The 18,281-nt window shown below is 59.8% G+C and carries 21 protein-coding genes and 2 tRNA genes; 4 read left to right on the top strand and 19 right to left on the bottom strand.

Translation table 11 applies throughout. The features are described 5' to 3' along the window. Positions 1-34: 34 nt before the first annotated feature. From J2129_RS10995 to htpX, 3 genes are all read right to left on the bottom strand, one after another. A tRNA-Val gene (locus tag J2129_RS10995) sits at positions 35-108 on the bottom strand. 138 nt (positions 109-246) lie between these two features. Beyond that, positions 247-317 (bottom strand) — tRNA-Gly (locus tag J2129_RS10990). 69 nt (positions 318-386) lie between these two features. Beyond that, positions 387-1,271, bottom strand: coding sequence for a zinc metalloprotease HtpX (htpX, locus tag J2129_RS10985; protein ID WP_209630908.1), 885 nt, complete (start codon positions 1,269-1,271; stop codon positions 387-389). Positions 1,272-1,385: 114 nt separating this feature from the next. On the opposite strand from htpX, the gene J2129_RS10980 reads away from it, so the two are divergent. After that, a complete protein-coding gene (locus J2129_RS10980; protein ID WP_209630907.1) occupies positions 1,386-2,150 on the top strand; it encodes a sulfide-dependent adenosine diphosphate thiazole synthase in 765 nt (254 codons plus the stop codon). A 68-nt stretch (positions 2,151-2,218) separates the two neighbouring features. Continuing rightward, positions 2,219-2,869: a putative phosphothreonine lyase domain-containg protein gene (locus J2129_RS10975; RefSeq protein WP_209630906.1), complete on the top strand. Its 651-nt coding sequence runs from the start codon at positions 2,219-2,221 to the stop codon at positions 2,867-2,869. Positions 2,870-2,969: 100 nt separating this feature from the next. On the opposite strand, the gene J2129_RS10970 is transcribed toward J2129_RS10975, so the two are convergent. Genes J2129_RS10970 through J2129_RS10925 form a run of 10 tightly spaced genes read right to left on the bottom strand, consistent with a single transcriptional unit; the run spans position 2,970 to position 8,715 of the window. Continuing rightward, complete coding sequence (locus J2129_RS10970; protein WP_209630905.1) at positions 2,970-3,116, bottom strand: 50S ribosomal protein L40e; 147 nt, start codon at positions 3,114-3,116, stop codon at positions 2,970-2,972. Between the two features lie 56 nt (positions 3,117-3,172). After that, positions 3,173-3,721, bottom strand: coding sequence for an RdgB/HAM1 family non-canonical purine NTP pyrophosphatase (gene rdgB, locus J2129_RS10965; RefSeq protein WP_209630904.1), 549 nt, complete (start codon positions 3,719-3,721; stop codon positions 3,173-3,175). Further along, the gene (locus J2129_RS10960) at positions 3,718-5,277 is read right to left on the bottom strand and encodes a bifunctional N(6)-L-threonylcarbamoyladenine synthase/serine/threonine protein kinase (RefSeq protein ID WP_209630903.1); all 1,560 of its coding nucleotides are present in this window, start codon (positions 5,275-5,277) and stop codon (positions 3,718-3,720) included. Before J2129_RS10960 ends, rdgB begins: the two co-directional genes overlap by 4 nt. A gap of 5 nt (positions 5,278-5,282) precedes the next feature. After that, the gene (locus tag J2129_RS10955) at positions 5,283-5,471 is read right to left on the bottom strand and encodes a 30S ribosomal protein S27ae (RefSeq protein WP_209630902.1); all 189 of its coding nucleotides are present in this window, start codon (positions 5,469-5,471) and stop codon (positions 5,283-5,285) included. 2 nt (positions 5,472-5,473) lie between these two features. Further along, a complete protein-coding gene (locus tag J2129_RS10950) occupies positions 5,474-5,776 on the bottom strand; it encodes a 30S ribosomal protein S24e (RefSeq protein ID WP_209630901.1) in 303 nt (100 codons plus the stop codon). 58 nt (positions 5,777-5,834) lie between these two features. Then, the gene (locus J2129_RS10945; RefSeq protein WP_209630900.1) at positions 5,835-6,326 is read right to left on the bottom strand and encodes a GTP-dependent dephospho-CoA kinase family protein; all 492 of its coding nucleotides are present in this window, start codon (positions 6,324-6,326) and stop codon (positions 5,835-5,837) included. Beyond that, positions 6,326-6,532, bottom strand: a complete 207-nt coding sequence (spt4, locus tag J2129_RS10940) for a transcription elongation factor subunit Spt4 (RefSeq protein WP_209630899.1) — start codon at positions 6,530-6,532, stop codon at positions 6,326-6,328. The genes J2129_RS10945 and spt4 overlap by 1 nt, the downstream gene beginning before the upstream one ends. A 2-nt stretch (positions 6,533-6,534) precedes the next feature. Further along, the gene (locus J2129_RS10935; protein ID WP_209630898.1) at positions 6,535-7,095 is read right to left on the bottom strand and encodes a DNA-directed RNA polymerase; all 561 of its coding nucleotides are present in this window, start codon (positions 7,093-7,095) and stop codon (positions 6,535-6,537) included. A 1-nt stretch (position 7,096) separates the two neighbouring features. Continuing rightward, the gene (locus J2129_RS10930; RefSeq protein ID WP_348632318.1) at positions 7,097-7,471 is read right to left on the bottom strand and encodes a PIN domain-containing protein; all 375 of its coding nucleotides are present in this window, start codon (positions 7,469-7,471) and stop codon (positions 7,097-7,099) included. Between the two features lie 2 nt (positions 7,472-7,473). Then, on the bottom strand, positions 7,474-8,715 hold the full coding sequence (locus J2129_RS10925) for a translation initiation factor IF-2 subunit gamma (protein ID WP_209630896.1): 1,242 nt from the start codon (positions 8,713-8,715) through the stop codon (positions 7,474-7,476). 191 nt (positions 8,716-8,906) lie between these two features. Between J2129_RS10925 and nikR the strand changes: the two genes are divergently transcribed. Next, entirely contained in the window at positions 8,907-9,338 is a 432-nt protein-coding gene (gene nikR / locus J2129_RS10920; protein WP_209630895.1) for a nickel-responsive transcriptional regulator NikR, read from the top strand. Here the strand turns inward: nikR and J2129_RS10915 are convergent. Beyond that, a complete protein-coding gene (locus tag J2129_RS10915) occupies positions 9,335-9,625 on the bottom strand; it encodes a DUF2098 domain-containing protein (protein ID WP_209630894.1) in 291 nt (96 codons plus the stop codon). The genes nikR and J2129_RS10915 overlap by 4 nt on opposite strands. A gap of 53 nt (positions 9,626-9,678) precedes the next feature. Here J2129_RS10915 and J2129_RS10910 point away from each other — a divergent pair, with 53 nt between their 5' ends. Then, positions 9,679-10,857 carry a YcaO-related McrA-glycine thioamidation protein gene (locus J2129_RS10910; RefSeq protein WP_209630893.1) on the top strand — a complete coding sequence of 393 codons (1,179 nt, stop codon included), beginning with the start codon at positions 9,679-9,681 and terminating at the stop codon, positions 10,855-10,857. A gap of 249 nt (positions 10,858-11,106) precedes the next feature. Here J2129_RS10910 and J2129_RS10905 read toward each other — a convergent pair whose 3' ends face one another. From J2129_RS10905 to J2129_RS10885, 5 genes are all read right to left on the bottom strand, one after another. Continuing rightward, the gene (locus tag J2129_RS10905) at positions 11,107-12,093 is read right to left on the bottom strand and encodes a histone deacetylase (protein WP_209630892.1); all 987 of its coding nucleotides are present in this window, start codon (positions 12,091-12,093) and stop codon (positions 11,107-11,109) included. Then, a complete protein-coding gene (locus J2129_RS10900) occupies positions 12,090-14,693 on the bottom strand; it encodes an oligosaccharyl transferase, archaeosortase A system-associated (RefSeq protein ID WP_209630891.1) in 2,604 nt (867 codons plus the stop codon). The genes J2129_RS10905 and J2129_RS10900 overlap by 4 nt, the downstream gene beginning before the upstream one ends. Before the next feature lie 78 nt (positions 14,694-14,771). After that, the gene (locus tag J2129_RS10895) at positions 14,772-15,914 is read right to left on the bottom strand and encodes a glycosyltransferase family 4 protein (RefSeq protein WP_209630890.1); all 1,143 of its coding nucleotides are present in this window, start codon (positions 15,912-15,914) and stop codon (positions 14,772-14,774) included. A gap of 6 nt (positions 15,915-15,920) precedes the next feature. Further along, on the bottom strand, positions 15,921-17,354 hold the full coding sequence (locus J2129_RS10890) for a nucleotide sugar dehydrogenase (RefSeq protein WP_209630889.1): 1,434 nt from the start codon (positions 17,352-17,354) through the stop codon (positions 15,921-15,923). 15 nt (positions 17,355-17,369) lie between these two features. Further along, positions 17,370-18,281: a Gfo/Idh/MocA family oxidoreductase gene (locus J2129_RS10885; RefSeq protein ID WP_209630888.1), complete on the bottom strand. Its 912-nt coding sequence runs from the start codon at positions 18,279-18,281 to the stop codon at positions 17,370-17,372.

Below are 18,281 nucleotides of genomic sequence, written 5' to 3'. Positions count from 1 at the left end.
CCACAAAAAAAATCCCAAAAGAAGAGATAATCAATGGGCCCGCTGAGATTCGAACTCAGGACCTCCGCCGTGTGAAGGCGACGTCATAACCAGCTAGACCACGAGCCCGCGTCCTCGTATAGATAGGTGCAGGGCGGTAATAAATCTTCTTCCCGGCGCCGGGCCGCCGCCCGCCTCGCTTCGTGCATGAACCCCGAACCGCGCCGGGCGTGCACTCCGCTGCTCAGAACAATCTTTAAAAAGCGATGCATCGACCGGGAATTGAACCCGGGCTATTGGCTTGGAAGGCCAAAGTCATGCCACTAGACCATCGATGCGCAGGCATTCCGCATGGGAATACCTTACAATATTCGCGCCCTGAAGATAAAATGGTATTGCCCGAGGGGTTACCTCGGCATATACCGAACTTCATCTTCGAGTGCTTCAAGTGCCTCCACCCGCTTCTCCAGGGTCGGGTGGGTGGAGAAGAGTTCCATCAGGGTGTTGCCCGAGATGGCCGGGAGGATGAAGAAGGCATTTGCCCCCTCGACCTCTCTCCTCTTCTCTGCCGGCACCATGTCCATCCGTCCGCTGATCTTGTAGAGCGCGGAGATGAGCGCCTTCGGATTCCGGGTGATGTAGGCGCTGCCGCGGTCTGCCGCAAACTCCCTGTACCGGGAGAGCGACCTGACCAGCAGCGTGGAGACGATCCAGACGACGATGGACACCGCCCATGCGGCCATCCAGGCGCCTCCTTCCCTACGGTCTGCGATGGAGAAGAGCCAGGCATTCTGCATGATGATCGCCGCGACCATCGCAAGGAAACTCGCGATGGTGAGGGTCATCACGTCCCTGTTCTTCACATGGGCGATCTCGTGAGCCAGCACCGCCTCAAGCTCCTCCCGCGTCAGCAGGCGGAGGATCGAGTCGGTCGCTGCGACCACCGCATGGCTTGGGCTCCGCCCCGTCGCAAATGCGTTCGGGACAGGGGTGGGCATCACCGCGACCCGTGGTTTGGGAATATCGGCCTCAGCGGCCAGTTTCTCCACCACGTCATGGAGCACCGGGTACTCTTCAGGCGTCACCTCGCGGGCACCCGTGCTCATCAGCACCAGTTTGTCCGAGAAGAAATACTGGGCAAAGGCTATCACAAAGGCGATAGCAACGAGTGTCCATGGCCCGACACCGAACAGAGTCCCGAGGATCGTGAGAAAGACCAGATAGACCAGGAGCAAGAGTGCCCAGGTCATGATCTGCCTCATCGTGAGCCCCAGATCACGTTTCCATTTCATGTAACGATCAGTTACTCACTGTACTTTTCCACATCATAATACCTCCGACCGTACCTCATCCCGTGAATGGCTATTTGTAGAGTGATACCCAATCTTTTCTGCGAAGTGAAAGCGATGGAACTGGATGAAGTGACAATCAGCAGGGCGATCCTTGCCACCCAGATGGAGACGATGACCGAGTACCTCGACCTGGACGTCGCGGTCATCGGCGGCGGGCCATCAGGGATCACCTGTGCCGCCCTTCTCGCCGAGAAAGGCGTAAAGGTCGGACTCATCGAGAAGAAACTCTCTATCGGCGGGGGGATGTGGGGCGGCGGCATGATGTTCCCGAGGATCGTTGTCCAGGACGGCGCGAAACGTCTCCTCGATCACTTCGAGATCGCCTCGACCGAGTACGAACCAGGCTACCATGTCGCAAAGTCAGTGGAGGCCGTCTCCAAACTCACCGCCGCCGCCTGCACCGCCGGCGCCGAATTCTTCAACCTCATCGCCGTTGAAGACGTCGTCGTCAAGGGCGACGGCCGCGTCTCAGGCCTGGTCATCAACTGGAGCCCGGTCGAGATGACCGGCCTCCATGTCGACCCCCTCACCATCAGGTGCCAGGCCGTCGTCGACGCCACCGGACACGACGCCACCATCGCCCACATGGTCGCCCACAAGGGTGCCGACCTCACCATCAAGGGCGAGAGTTACATGTGGGCCGAGCGTGCCGAGAACAGGATCGTCGAGCACACCAGAGAGGTCTTCCCAGGACTCTGGGTCTGCGGGATGGCCGCCAACGCCGTCGCCGGCGAGTGCCGGATGGGCCCGATCTTTGGCGGCATGCTCCTCTCAGGCGAACGGGCTGCCGACCTCGTGGCCGAGGCCCTCAGACCCTGACCACGCTGCTGCCCGGGAACAACACCCGGACGACAACCTTTTTTCATCCCCTCTCCAAGGAAATATTCATGGAACAAGTCGATTCCGATACCCTTGCCGATGCTGCCTATGGCATCTTCGAGATCATGCTGAGCAAAGGCCTCGAAGCACGCGGCGCCCCCCTCTTCTCGCCCGTTGAGGCAGGGATCGACTTTTTCGATGACGTGCAGGCGATCTTTGCCGAGTTTGCAGACGACTACCCGCCCCTTGCAGAGGCCCTCCTCCACCGTTTCGGGAGCGTCGACGCAGTCTACCAGATGATCACGGCCGGCGAAGGCGTTGTCCCCTCCCAGACCACACAGATGTACTGGATCACCATCGACAACCCCGCGGCCGGGGCACTCACGCCCAACAACGAACTGGCCGGGAAATGGCTGATCTTCTGCGAGATCACAGAGGTCGACGCCATCTGGAAGAAAGTCCGTGACGCCACCGTCGCCGGCGACCTGGGCCTCTCTGCCAAAGTGAGCACCGCCAGGCCTGACCCCGACTCGCGGGACGACCGGAAAGTCGTCTATGTCTACACCCGCGACTGGAGCGACGAAGCGGACGTGATGCGGGTGCGTGAACACCTCCGTGCCCTCGGGATCACCGATCGGATCGGGTACAAGCGCAACCTCGAGACCTTTGCCGGAGAATATTCTGAGAAAGGAAAGAAAGTCACCTATTACAGTGCGTGAGCCGACGCTCCGGCCCACCATTATGGACACACAAAAGAATGATGAGGGCTGCCGGCCCCACCATGGGGCCGGTCCAGATATCCCTCTGTTCTTCCCGTGATCAGGCCTTGCGGTCCTTGTTCTTGGGACGCAGGTGCTGGTAGCCGCACTTGCGACACTGTGTTGCCCTCACCGCGTTCCGTGCGTTGCAGCGCATGCAGATCTTGACATTGAGCAGCCGTGCTTCGGCTTCGGGGAACCGTGCCATATTTTATCTCACCACGTAATCAGTTCTAAGTACAATGCTGTCCGCGGACTTAAGGTTTATTGATCTCCCAGCCAGCCCCTGAAGGCGGCAAGGGCCCGCGCCCGGTGGGAGATCCTGCTCTTCTCTTCAAGGGGGATCTCGGCAAAAGTCCGGCCTCCGACCGCAAAGATCGGGTCGTACCCGAAGCCCTCCTCTCCCTCTGGCTCCTCAGTGACCTCGCCTTCGATCACGCCTGAGAAGGTATGGACCTCGCCTCCGTCGTCGGCATAGGCGATCGCCGTCTCGAAGTGCGCCCGCCGGTCGGCGACCCCTTCCATCAACTTCAAGATCCCGTCGTTCCCGATCCGGTCCTGCACATATGCCGCATATGGACCAGGGAACCCCTGCAGAGCATCGACCGAGAAGGCCGTATCGTCCACGATGAGCGGGCGGCCAAGATGGGCATAGGCGTACCGCGCCTTCTCCCGCGCGATGACCCGCACATCGTCGTCGCGGTACTCAGGGATCTCCATCCTGACATGCTCGACCTCGGCCACCCCTGCAAAGAACCTGGCCACCTCCTCGGCCTTGTGGGGGTTGGAGGTCACCACCGCGATCCGTCTCACAGGTAGCGCCCCCGCAACTCGACCTCGTGCTCCCGCTTTGAGGCCGCCGCCGCACCAGGGAAGGCCGAAGCGTAGCCTTGCAGGAAACTCTCTTTCAGTTCCGCCGGGTTCTCGGTCGTGCTCTCCAATGTCTGGAAGAGGACATGGAGGTCCACGCCCTGGTCCTCCACCTCGGTGGAGGCATGGGCCAGTCCGAAATCGATGAGCACACACCGCCCGTCCCGCTCGATCATATTGGAGGTGGTCAGGTCGCCGTGCACGATCCCGGCGCCATGGAGACGCCCGACCGCCACCCCGGCACGCGCAAGACTCGCAGACGTCGGGGTGTCCCTGAGCAGGGTGCCGTCCACCCGCTCCATCGTGATCATATCTTCCGAGAGATCGGAGATGATCGGCGTCGCCACCCCCGCCTTCCGTGCGGCGGCGATGAGCCGCGCCTCGGCCCGCGTCCGTTCGGCGATCAGGTGGGCATCAAGGGCCTCGACCCGATACGATTTCGAGACCCGCCGCTTGGTCACCGTCTCCTCGCCGATGGTGACGAGCGCCTCGGCCCCGCGGCGGTGACCGCTCTCGGGCTCGCGCTTCACCTCGTCCTGTCGCCAGACCACCTCGACCTCGTCGGGCCGATAATGGGAGTTCGCCCTCGACGCCTCAAGCGGCAGGGTCGCCCCGGCCTCGAGCATGATCTTCCCGGTATAGGCGATCATCGCCCCATTGTCGCCGCAGAACTGCGGTTCAGGCACGAAGAGCCTGGCCCCCCGCTCCTCGCACATCGTTTGAAGCATCTCGCGCAGACGGGAATTGGCGGCGACCCCGCCGACAAGCAGCACCTCGTCCTTACCAGTCTGGGCCAGAGCCCGCTCGGTCACCTCGACACACATCGCAAAGGCAGTCTCCTGGAGAGAGTGACAGACGTCCTCGATCGGAGCCTTACTCTCCTGTGCCGCGGAGATGAGCCCGGAAAACGCAAGGTCCATCCCCTTCACCGTATACGGGAGATGGATATACTCTCCACCCCGTGCAAGCCCCTCGATCTTTGGTCCTCCAGGATGAGGAAGACCCTTGCTCCGTGCAAACTTGTCAAGCCCGTTGCCAAGCCCGATGTCCAGCGTCTCCCCAAAGATCCGGTAGCGCCCATTCAGGTAGCCGAGCACCTGGGTGTTCGCCCCCGAGGTATACAGCGTGATCGGGTCGACACACCCGGTGGCCCACCGCCCGATCTCCACATGGGCGACGCAATGGTTCACCCCCACCAGGGGGACGTCCAGAGCGAGGGCAAGCACTCTCGCTGCCGTCGCCACCGTCCGCAAGCAGGGCCCAAGCCCCGGTCCCTGGGAGAAGGCCACCGCCCTGATCGCAGATGGGTCGGAAAGCACCCTGGCAATGACCTCCCGCATCTCTGAGGCATGGTGCTGGGCCGCCTCTCGCGGATGGATCCCTCCCTGCGCCGGTTGATATGGCTTTGAGTAGAGGGAGATGAGGCCGTCCCCAAAAACAGCAGCACTGAGGTTCCAGGCTGTCCCTTCGATCCCCAGTACCTTATCGCCCTTTTGCATTCCGCCTATTTCGTGAACTCAGTATAGCCGCACTTCCCACAGGCAAGGCGGTCCTTGTGCTGAGCCATGAAGACCCCAGGCCCACAACGGGGACAGTATTTGCGCTGCGGTGCCGCCTTGTCGCCCTCGACCTTGAAGTATGCACTCCGTTTGACCGCCGCGGCAGGGGCCGCCCCTTTCTTCTTTGCCGCCATGATCACTCGGCCTCCTCAGCCTCGGCCTTCTTCTCGGCACTGCGCGTGATCATGTATGCGCGCTCAGTCTTCGTGAGTTCGTCTGCGGTGTCGTATATTCTCGCAATGTACGAACTTTCCGAAACGCCATACGGCTTTTTCGTCGTCTCGAGCACCATGAGTTCTCTCTTGGCGTCGAGCTTTGCGCCCAACTTCCCGAGGATCTCGTCCCGGGATGGGGTTGCACCATCGTAGGTGAGCGCGAAGGAAACTTCCCTCCGGCTCAGGAGTTCGTTCCGGTAGTCACGGGTGATGTTGAATTCCATCGATATCCCTCAAATATTGTCGACATGGTTATTTAAAACATGATGCCCTGCACAGGGACTAATCCGATGCAGGGACAAATAAAGAAAGGAGGTCTTTTGCGGCATTTTTCAGATCAGGGGTCACCCTGCAGACCACGACCCCCTCGCCAGGTTGTCCGTAGAGAATAACCGAACCGTCAGGCACAATGAGCGCGAGCGGGATCACCGCCAGGTCCTCCTCCCCCTCGACCTGGACCAGGGTCGGAGGGTCAAGGACCGCCTCCTCCAGCGCCTCTCTGAGTTCCTCGGTCAGGGCGCCTGCCGGATTTTTCACCTGCACCCGCCTGAAGAGGAGGAGCGGAGTCTTCCCATAAGGCGAACGCATGGTATACCCATCGATCACCGCGACCGCTGGCGTCCCCCCGGCCGCAAGGAAGTTATGCGTCACCACGTCTCCGACAGTGTAGACCGTCTTGCCTTCGATCGTCGGGAGCGCGTCTTCCAGTTCAGGGAAGAGTTCCCCGAAAGGTTCTTTGAATCGTTTCCTGTGCTCTTCAGGCAGACGCAACATCAACGGACCTTCAGGGCGTACCTTCCAGGCATCTCGATATTCATCCGCTGTGCGATCTCAGAACGGGTCGGGTCGACGATGACCAGGTAGCCGGCCCAGTCCTCGGTCAGGTTGCTCGAGTTGCAGGTCATGCAGACTTCGCCCTCCACCACCTTGTGGCAGTCCCTGCAGACCTTCAGCACCTTTTTTTTCCGTGCTTTTGCCATTTTTACTCACTCATCTCCTCTTCTCGTTCCTCGGCCAGCCATTTCTCGGTCCCAAGCCCAGCCTGCCGCATCGTCAGCCCGATCTTGCTCTCCCTGGGCTCGCGTTCGTTGAGGCTCAGGGTGACCACCCGGCACCGGATCGCATCGCCCACCTGGATCGAACGCCCGGACTCCTGGCAGTTGAGGGTGTTGTTCTTCTCGTCATAGGTGATGAAGTCGTCTGAGATCTGGCTCACGTGAAGCATGGCGTCGATAGGGCCAAGCGAAATAAATGCGCCAAACCCGGTCGTCTCGACCACTTCGCCCTCGACCACTTCCTGGAGGGCGAGCCTGAGCACCAGCGCCTCAAAGGTCACGTCATAGTAGACTGCTCCGTCGCTAGGGACAATCTCTCCCTCGCCAATCTCGTCGATCGTGGTCACAGCAATGAAGATCCCGATCTCTTTGTCGATGCTCCCTTCGAGTTGCTTCTGGAGTTCGTCCAGGATCACAATCTCCAGGTCCTCGCCAAGGCGGTGCGGGGGCACTCTGACCTTGTCTTCGAGCGTCACACGAAAATACATGCTAACTCCTTAATATTTCCAATTTTTTCTGTTTTCTCAGCGAGATGACAGGGACCCCCGCGGCAAGCAGATCGTCCCGCAGGCGGCGGTCATTTGTCACCACCATACACCCTTCGGCCCGTGCATAGGCAGCCACCCGCTCATCGACCGATGAGGCAGCACTCGTCCCCTTGACGGTCCTACAACGTTCTGCAAAGAGGAGGCCGGCCCGTGCGGCCGCAGCATCGTTCCCTCCTCCCCGGGCCAGTCCGTCCAGTTCGCCGACGACATCTCTGAGCACCAGCGGCTCATATCCGCCAAGCAGAGACCTGAGTTCGTCGAAGATATCGATCCTGAACTGCACCGGCATCATGAGGGCGTTTGTGTCGAAGAGCACCCTCACTTTGTGAGGGTCCCCATCCCGATCAGCCGCCATCTCCCTTCGACCTGCCGGCTGATGGCGATCCGTGCCCCGACGTCGGCGCAGACCGTACGCTTCAGGACGACCTCAGCCAGGTTCTGGTCCTTCTTGGTGTTTGTCACCACGCCGACCGTGACAGCCGTGCCCACCGAGAGCATCAGTGGTTCGCGGTGCTTTAACGGGACGATCTCAAGTTCGCTGTCAGACCCGACGACACGGTCCATCAGGTCCACCTTAAAGACCAGTCTCTCCCTGACAGGCGGGAGTTCTCCGACATGTCCAACGACCTGCCCGACCAGGGTGTCGCTCTTGGTGATCGCCGGGTCGAGTTTTGTTCCGAGTGCCATCAACCCGCCAGGCGTGGCCTCGTTGATCTTGGTCTTCCCGGTGTGGACTGAGATGACCTTGGTCCTGATCGGTTCCCAGACCGTCTTATTCTCCACTTCAGTCCTGATGCCAGGCCGGACCTCGATCTCGTCGCCGTCCTTGATCACCCCGCTGACCAGCGAACCGCCGATGACCCCCCCCCTCATCTCACGCCAGTGTGAACCTGGCTTGTTGATGTCAAAGGAACGGGCGATGAGCATCTGGGCCCTGGCCTCTGGATCGCGTTCTGGAGCTGGGATATATTCGTTGAGCGTCTCGATAAGAGCCCCGATATTGATCCCTTTCTGCGCAGAGACCGGGATGATGGGCGCGTCTTCGGCGATCGTGCCCTTCACGAATGTCTTGATCTGTTGATAATGTTTCAGGGCGTCGGCCTGCGAGACAACATCGATCTTGTTCTGGACAATGACGATATTCTTGATCCCCACCAGTTCCAGAGCCATCAGATGTTCTTTCGTCTGTGGCTGCGGGCAGGGCTCGTTGGCTGCGATGACGAGCATCGCCCCATCCATGAGAGCGGAGCCCGAGAGCATCGTCGCCATCAGCGTCTCGTGACCGGGGGCATCGACGAACGAGACGGTCCTGAACGGCTCACATTTCTCGCCGCAGATCGGACATACCGGCTGGTTCGTGAACCTCTCGCTTCCCTCGTGGTTCTCACACTGATAGAATGTCGCGTCGGCATACCCGAGCCTGATCGAGATCCCCCGTTTCATCTCCTCGCTATGCCGGTCTGTCCAGACCCCTGTCAACCCTGAAACGAGCGTCGTCTTGCCGTGGTCCACGTGGCCGACGAGCCCGATATTGACGTTTGGTACCATTACGTCATGCAAATTGCTTCAAACCTCCCTTCCCATATATATCGCAGTCTTTATAGATAAATCGGTGCCGGTGGTACAGGCCAAAATTCCTGGAACTTCCCTGACCCCGCGCACACGACGTATGCTGCATGCTGTCCAGACACCATCACTTATTGTTACCGTAATCTGCATTCTTTATATCGTCATGCATACTATACCATACTATGCAGCATGATAGCGAGCTCTCCAGGATCGGGATCTCTCTGCCAAAAAACCTCCTCGACAAGTTCGATGCGATCATCGGCGCCAGGGGCTACTCGTCCCGTTCTGAAGGGATCAGGGATGCGATCAGGAGTTACATTACCTATTATCAATGGATGTCAGACGTCAAGGGCGAACGGCAGGGCGTGATCACCATGGTCTACGACCACGACCAGCGCGGGCTTCTCCAGACGATCACCGATATCCAGCATGAATATATCAAGACCATCCAGACCTCAATGCATGCGCATCTCAGTCATGAACGGTGCCTTGAGGTGATCCTGTTGCGCGGCGACGGTGCTGAACTGAAAATGATCGCAGAACGGCTTATGTCGCAGAAAGGGGTGGAATCGGTGAAGTTGACCACCATCCCGTTAAGAGAGGAAGAGGATTAACCCCCTCCTTCGCAGGCATTGTCGATGTTCTGCCAGGCATCACTGAGGTCTTTGCCGAACTCAGTCTTCTTCCTGACGAGGTCATCAATACCATCTCTTTTTTCTTCAGCATGATGCTCTTCCAACCGTGCAGCGGGCTCAAGGGTATCGACACGGTACAGGAGCCCGGTGGCATCAAGAGTGGCAAAGGTCTCGCCCTCGATCACCTCGATCCCGGCCACCTTTCCGGCCGTGCCGGTTCTTGGATAGCGGACCGCCATCCCCACGGCGACCTCAGCGGCGTCCATGAAGGATGGTAGAGCGTGAAGATATAAAATAGAACCCCACCCATTCCATTATAATGACCCTCACCTTCACGCATGTGAAAAAACAGTATTATGACGGCACCCACCGCTCCAGGCCTCCAGAAGAGACGCTGAAGATGATCGAGCCCCTCATGGAGGAGATCGGGGTGGTCTCTGTCGAGGAGATGACCGAGTCAGACCGTCTCAGGATCCCCTGCTTCTCGGCCTACCGCCCTGGCGCCGCGATCGGTGCGGCAAAATATCATGCAGGCAAGGGCAAGGGACCTCTGCAGGCAAAGGTCTCCGCGATGATGGAGGCGGTCGAACGCTACTCTGGCGAATATCATGGCGACCATATGGACTATGCGAGCTTCGAAGAACTCGGGTACCTCCGCGCCCTCGACCCTGAGGACCTCATCCTCCCCCGCCCCCTTGAGAAGAACGAGAAACTTCACTGGACGCCAGGATGGGACCTGCTCAATGAAGAAGAACTCCTGGTCCCGAGCAATGCGGTCTTCCACCCTTACGACTGTCTGGGCATGGCCGTGCCTCTCTTCACGTCTGATACCAATGGGATGGCCTCGGGCAACGTGATGGAGGAGGCGGTCCTCCATGCACTCCTTGAGGTGATCGAGCGCGACTGTCTCTCGAGCGCCGAACGCCTGCACCATATGGGCACCAGGCTCTCGGCCGACACCTCCGGGCCGGTGCGGGATCTCCTTCAGGTCTTTGAGGAGAACGGGATCGCGATCCACCTCTGGCTCCTTGACGGGAAGACCGGGGTCCCGACGGTTGCCGCGGCCGCCGACGACACGGTCACGAAGGACCCGGCGCTCCTGGTGATGGGAGCGGGCACGCACCTCGACCCTGAGATCGCAGCGCTCAGGGCCCTCACCGAGGTGGCGCAGAGCCGCGCCAGCCAACTCCAGGGCGGGCGGGTCAACCAGGGGAGGCAGGAATTCCTGGAGCGGATCGGGTATGACCGGATGAAGCGGATCAACCGGGAGTGGTTCAAGGAGACGGAGACTATCCCTCTTGCGTCGGTTCCAAACCTCGCCACCGAATATGTCGATGAGGACATCAGGGTGGCCCTCGACCAGGTCGGGCAGGTGGCCGAACATGTCCTAGTCTGCGACCTCACGAGGACCTGTGTGCCGGTGGTGCGGGTGATCGTGCCGGGCTTTGAGGTCTCTCATATGAACAAGGACCGGATCCCTCGTAGGCGTCTCCAATAATTTGCCGGTATAATTTTTCGGCTTTGTAGAAACCCCCACTTTTCGTGGGGAAATGCGTGTCATCCGCCTTTCCATAGCCTCCCGCAGGGGGCTCTACCCCCAAACCTCCCCCGACAGAGATGGGCATGGGGTGGCGAGTGACACACGTCTCCCCCACACGAGAGGCGAGGGTCTCCACAGAGCCCGGGCAACGAGAAATGTTCCTCCCATATGCGTGAGCCCAGGGATCATGCCCGATTTTTCAGGCCCTCAGTAATAGATCAATCTCTTCAATTTTCCCGCGAGGGCCAGCGTCGACCGCCTCGGCACTCCCGCCTCCTTTGGAAGAAACTCGCGCCCCTTCAGGGCCGCAAAGATCGAGGCCACCGCCTGCCCGTGTGAGGGGCCGTACCCGCCTTCCAGGACGAGGGCCAGCGGCAGGTCCTGGGAAAGAAGAGAGGCGGTCAGGCACCCGTAGTCTCGCGGCACAAGCCGCATCAGCCCATGGGGGTCGTCGGCAAGTCCGTCCTGCCCGGCAGAGACGAGGAGGAGGTCGGGGTGGTGGGCCTGGATCGCCGGGAGAAAAACTTCGGAGAAGATATGGAGATAATCAGCAAGCCCGCACCCGGGCCTCAACGGGGCGTTGAGCGAGCACCCCCTCCCCGCTCCGGTCCCGACCTCTTCAGGCCACCCGGTCCCCGGGAAACTCCCTTCCTGGTGGACCGAGCAGAAGAGCACGCGATCTGAGGCATAAAAGATCTTCTGCGTCCCATTGCCGTGGTGGAGATCCCAGTCAAGGATCGCCACCCGGTCAACCCCCTCCTCCAGGGCAGCGGCGGCGGCCACGGCAACATTGTTGAAGATGCAAAACCCCATCTGCCGGTCAGGTTCGGCATGATGACCGGGGGGACGGACAAGGGCAAACGTGTGCTCCCCGTCAAGGCTCATTTCGACGGCGACCCGGGCAGAACCCGCCGCCATCATCGCAGCCCTGAGACCCTGCGAGGAGAGATAAGTGTTTGCGTCCAGGAACCGCCCGCCGCGGCCCATCTCAAAGACCCACCTGACATAGGCCGGGTCGTGGACGCGTTCGATCGCCGCCTGGTCGGCGGCTACAGGGGGGCGGACCGGGATATCTCGCGGGAGGCCGGTGAGCACCTCCCGCAGGCGCGCCCCGGTCTCGGCATGGGAGGTGCCTGGATAGGCCTCCATGTCGTGCCTGGCAAACACCTGCCCGGTAACCGCCGCACACCTCATGCCCCGACGACCAACCCCTGCATCACGGCGTCCTCAGGGACCTCGACGGTCGTGCCGGTCCCGACGATCCGGTATGGCCCGGTCGCCTTCACGTCGTACGGTGTCCCAGAGGTGGAGTACGGCACCACGAATTCCCCGTTCTCGCTCTCCTGCCGGTAGGTGAAATTGCGTCCGGTGTTGGTGACGAGGTCCACCTCGATCGTCCCCTCGCCCTTGATCCGTGCACCAGGGACATACTCGTAGACCTTGACGTTCTTGATGTCGGGCGTGCCAGGATACATCCCGCTTAGCGTGCTCCCACTCGATTCGAAGGCCAGCCTGAAGTGGTGAAGGGCCGAGACCTTCTCGGTCGGGAGGTCGAGGCGTACCTCTGACCCAATGATTGCAGCCCCCTTACCAGGCTGTGGGTTGGCATTGAAGGCCGCGACCTTCGCCTCTGCCTCGGTGCGGTTCATCGGCACCACACTGGTGATCACCGGCGCGGGGAGACCGGTTACACCTGGCTCATAGTATTCAACATAAGGCACCTGCATGGCTTCAACCATCGAGCCATCGAAGTTGTGGAGCCTCGAAACCATTGTATTGAAATACGCGGGCGTGTAGATCCTGGTCCCCATCGCAGTCTTAGGATTCATCGGGTTCAAGGCATATACCCCCGATTGATATGGCGCCATTTTCTTCACAGGATCGGCCCAGGTCGCCATTGCATAAAATATCCCGCTATCCATCTTGTAATCGGTCACGATGTACCTCGTGCCGTCTGCCTCCATGATCCTGACCGCCTCGTCCTCGTCCCCTGTCACGAAGAAGGCCGCAGAACCGTTCTGGCCGGCAACCCCATGCTGGAAGGGGTTGGCATTCGGGATCCGATGGGCGATGGTGGTGATCCAGTGGCCATAGTCCCACCAGGACATCACGCCATAGGACTCAGGCGGGTACTCGTAGCCGTCCTTCTCATAGATCTTATAATAATCGACCCCAGGGTCAGGCGTATGCTCCCCCATCCAGAAGAGCGCTTCCTGCCATTGCTGGTCGTCAGGGTGGTTCATCCCGCCGTAGGCCTTGTTAAACTCGACATAAGCCATGCTTGACTGGGCCGAGGTGACGATAAAAGCGACAGAGAGGATCCCGACCACGATCATGCTAAGAATCCCAAGAGGATCAGGTCCGGCGGTCTTCTTCTCAGGTTTTTTCTGGGTGGTCTTCTTTTTTCCTTTCCCAGGATTCTTCTTCTCTTTCTCTGGCTTAACCTTCTTCTTTGGTGCGGCAAGCCCTTTCCATCCCAGGTCAAAGACCATGCCGGCACAGAGCCCTGCAAGGAGGGTGACATTCGCGGCAAGGTAGTATTCGTACCTGACATGCTGCCAGGTGGAGAGGAGGATCAGTGCCGACCAGATGAGGACGAAGAGGTGCTCTGACCGCCGCTTGACAATTGTTTCATACCCAAGGACGGCGAAACCGCCGGCCATCAGGACCAGACCGTATCCATAGGTACCCCAGGCCGCGTCAAGGCTCCAGGCCTTCGCCTCTCCCACCGTGAGGATCTGCGACGACTGACCAAAGAACCCGAGGAAGTTGCTGGCAAAGATTGCATAGGCCTCCGGGGCGGCGACCATCATCCCGACGAGACCAAGGACTCCGATCCCTATGATCGAAAGAGGATAAATGTACTTTGGACGCTCCTTTGTGACCTTCGCCAGGAGATAGAGCGCCCAGGTGCCGGCAATGATCAGCAGGTACGAGAGCACATGTCCAAGCGAATACCTGGCAAGGCTAAAGCCTTCATGCTTGAGCCCGAAGAGAAGGAGCCCGACAGTTGCCACCGCGAAGAGCACCGTGTTTATCACCAGAAGATCAGTGCTCTCCCGGCTCTGCCAGGTATCGATGATGAACTGGAGAAGAGTGTAGATGGTCACGATCAGGGCGAAGAGGATCATCGTCGGCATCACGAAGAGCCCGAGGAGATAGGCGATGCCTGCAACCGCCCCAAGGAAGGCCGGACGTCTCAGAGTCTCGACAATCTTGATGTCCACGCTCTGCTCGCGTCCTTTCGAGATCGCAACGATATACGCAAGGGCGAAGAGGGTCGAGAAGAGGGTTTCTGCGATATGGTGGTCGAGAAAACCGAAGACTGAGCGTTGAAAATACGCACCCCCGACAAAGACTACGAATGCAGCCGCAAAGAGCCCACTCTTCCAGTCGCCCAGTCTTTTCCCGATGAAATAAACGACGGGGACCATCGCCGCACCCATCAACGCTGGAGTCATCGAAGCGGCAACGCTCATCTCGAATGGGGTCGAGGCCCCCGAGAGGATGGCGAAGACCGCCGCGATGGTAGGGAAGAGCGGCCCCCAGTGGATGGTGTCGCCGGTCGGGTACAGGGTCATCGGGTCGAACCAGGCATAAGCCAGTCCGTTGGCGACGAGCAATTCGACCTGCCTGAAGTTGTACCAGGCGTCATTGCCAAGGAGATTCACCTCTCCTGATGCGGTTATAGCGGCCATCGGGATGAGCCTCACCCAGAGGGCAAGCATAGTGAAGAGGGCGACCAACCCGACGACAATATATCTCCACTTCTTTGAAAACACTGTTCGATCCATATGATACCTCTGCATTTCTTCGATATTGCAACGATCTTTGTGATCTGATGATTTAATCTCTTGAAATTATAATTATGATCAAGAGTCCTGAAGAAGTCTTGTGAAGAGATCCTCGAACTCCTGCGCCTTCACCTTCCAGCTATACCCTGAGAGATCAAGGTCGTACTGACGTGGCATCTCGATCAAATCCTTGATCTGTTCCAGATACTCTTCTTCTGAACGATAGACGCGGTAATTTTCCTGGGCGATCTTCATTACGTCAGGTACCGGGGTCGAGAGGATCGGTTTGCCGCATGCCGAGTACTCAAAGAACTTGTTCGGGAGGGCGATGTTGTCCCAGGTCGCAGAAGAGAATGGGATAAGACACACATCCATGCAGGCGACATACTCGGGCATCTCAGGGTAGGGGACGGTCCCGGTGAAGATCACCCTGTCTTTCAGTCCAAGGTGCTCTACAAGATCTTTGAGTTCCTGGTCATAGGAGGTGAAGAGCGATCCCCCGACGATCAGGAGCATTGAATTTTCATGAAAGGCGAGAACTTTCTTGAAGGATTTTATTACCCACTCGAGGTCGAAAAAGCGTTCAATACTGCCGGAAAATCCAACCACAAAGGCATCTTCTGGAATTCCAAGGGCCTTCCTCTTCATCGAGCCGTCCATAGGCTTGAAATAATCGGTGTTCACCCCGTTTGTGATCAACTGGGAAGAATACCCGTGCTCCCTGAGCCTATCGACCAGTGACGGAGAGACGGTCGTGATCGCTGTGCTGTGATCGAGGTTGTACCTGGTGATCGCCCAGACAACCTTGTAGATGGTGTCCTTCAGGAGACGGTTATGATAATAAGCCGCCGCAGAGTCAGGAAGCCAGTCTTTCAGGTCAAATACAACCGGGATCCCTCTCTTCTGTGCGGCCCTGATCGCCGCCGTTCCTGCAAGGAGGTGCCCTGCCACCACCACGTCGATCTCGTGCTCCCTGATGATCCGGCTCATCACCGCCGCATGATAGGGGGCATTGGCAGTGTAATGGAAGGCCGGGTTCTTGAAGGGGAAGAGGGTCGCTTCATGGACATGGAGGCGGGTGGACCGCTCGGGCCCGTCGCTCACATGGAAGTGAGGGACATGGACCTCGTGCCTGGTGGCGAGTTCTTCAAAGATGTAGTGGTGGCGTGAGGGGACCGGGTGGTGGATGTAGTCCTGGGTGGAGACGAGCAGAATTTTCATGGGTGGTCACCTGAGTGTGTGGGTGTTTCGATCGCCTCTCCCGATGCCGCGGTATGCACACCCAGCCTCGATCCAGGGGTCTGGGGCGACGAGGTTGCGCCCGTCGATGATTGCCGGGTGGTCGCCCCCGCAGAGGGGCTTCACCCTCGCGGGGTCGAGGCGGCGGTATGCATGATGGGCGGTGAAGAGGGCGACGGCGTCGGCACCTGAAAGCACGGCTTCAAGATCGTCGGAGATGGTTACGCCGTCGGCGTGCCTGACCCACGGGTCGTGCACCCTGACCTCTGCCCCGGCCTCGGTCGCCGCCTCATAATAGGTCTCTGACGGGCTCTCACGAGCATCGTCTGAATCTGCGAGGAAGGCCCAGCCAAGGAGGGCGATCTTTGCGCCCTTCAGGTCCTTGCCGACCTGGCCCAGCGCCGACCTGGTCAGGGTGAGCATGTGGAGGGGCATGAAGTCGTTGATCCCGCGGGCAAGAGTGTACAGAGACTCTCTCCCGTCAGGGAAGTCGAGGGAGCCGGCGCCAATGGCCCTGACCCCCCGTTCGAGGTGAAAGGTGTCCTTGGTAAGACAGTGGCCGCCGACCCCGGCCCCTGGCCAGAGGACCGCCCTGGTGATCCCCTCGCCCTTGAGGGAGGCGATCCCGGTGCGGACCTCGTAGAAGTTGACGCCCATCGCCTCGCAGTACAGGGCGAGTTGGTTGGCAGCGGCGATCTGGAGGTCGCGGAAGGTGTTCTCCGCGGTCTTGGTGACCTCGGCGGCGGTGGCAGTCATCGGGATGACATGACCGACGGTAAGGAGGGGGGCATAGAGCTCGACAGCGCGAGCAGTGCTCACTTCGTCGATCCCGCCGACGCACCGATCGTGCTCCCTGAGGTTCCTGAGCAACCGTCCGACCATCACCCGCTCAGGGGCGTGCGCCAGGGCAAAGTCCTCCCCGGCAACAAGCCCCGAGGCTTCTTCGAGAATCTCTCGTGCCATCCCCGAGGTGGTGCCAGGGGTGACTGTCGACTCGACGACGACGAGCGTCCCTGCACTGAGGTGCTCGCCGACCGACCTGAGCGCGCTCTTGAGAGGCGTGTAGTCAGGGACCAGGTCTTTCTTGTCCCTGAACGGTGTCTGGACCGAGATGGTCACGGCGTCCAGGTCGGCGACCGGGGCATAGTCGCCGGTGGCCCTAAATGTACCAGCCTTGACGACCTTGTTGATCAACGCTGCAAGTCCTGGCTCTTCGCCCTTCAGCGGGCACTCGCCGCGGTTGAGGGTGGCGACCTTCTCTTCCGAGACCGGAGAGCCGCGTTCAAACCCGACGACTTCTTCGATTCCCGGCAGGGCGGCAAAGAGGGCGGCGGCCGGGGTGCCGACATAGCCCATCCCGACGACCCCGATCTTTTTGATCGGCCCGCGTGCTTCGATCAGTTCTCTGAGTGTATCTGTCATGGTGTGCCTTCTCTCTCAGGCAAGGAGTCCTTTCTTGATTTCCTCGCAGACCTTGAGGTTTGCAAGTCCCTGTTCCGGGGTGACCGGGAAGGGCGTCCCGTCCCGCGCCGCCCGCACAAAGGTCTGGAGTTCGGTCTTGAGGGGCTCGACCTTGTTGACAAGCACCTTTTCGATGATGTTCTCCTGCCGATAATGACCATCCTCCAGACCATATGTCCCGGGTTTGCGATAGACGTAGACTTCCTGCGTCATGAAATCGCCCTCGATCGTCGCCTCTTCTTCCTCGATATAGATCTTCCGTACCTTCTTGGAGGCCTTCCGTGACGCCGAGAGGTAGACCGGCGTGCTACCGAAGGAGAAGAGGGCCGAGGCGATGTCCTGCGTACCGGTGCTCGTGAGAGTGTGAGGCCCGGAGAAGAGGGCGTGGAGCACAACGTCGATGTCGTGGATCATAAGGTCCTCGACGACCGAAGAGCCCGTGACCCTGGATGAGGTCGGGTTGTGTCTGGAGACCTGGACATAGAGCGGATTGGTGACCAGGCCCCTGATCTCCTCGACGATCGGGTTGAAGCGTTCGATATGCCCGACGCCGACCGTGACCCCGTCCGGGATCGCGGCAATAAGGTGCGCCCCCTCCTCGGTGGTGAGGCAGATGGGCTTCTCGATGAGGGCGTTGACCCCGGCGTCGATGACCTGGCGGGCGGTGGCAAAGTGATAGGGGGTCGGGACCGCGACCGAGACCGCCTCGGCCTTTCTGAGGAGTTCGCCCATCGAGTGGCAGACCTCCGCACCGGTCGTCGCCGCGACCTGCTCGGCCGCGGCGGTGTCGAGGTCATAGACATAGGTGGTCCCGACCTCCTTCAGTTCAGAATAGACCCTCACATGGTTTCTGCCCATCGACCCGGTCCCGATAACGCCTGCGTCCAT

The sequence above is a fragment of the Methanofollis sp. W23 genome, from assembly GCF_017875325.1.
Taxonomy (GTDB): Archaea; Halobacteriota; Methanomicrobia; order Methanomicrobiales; family Methanofollaceae; genus Methanofollis.
This window is presented reverse-complemented; position numbering and strand designations above follow the sequence as displayed.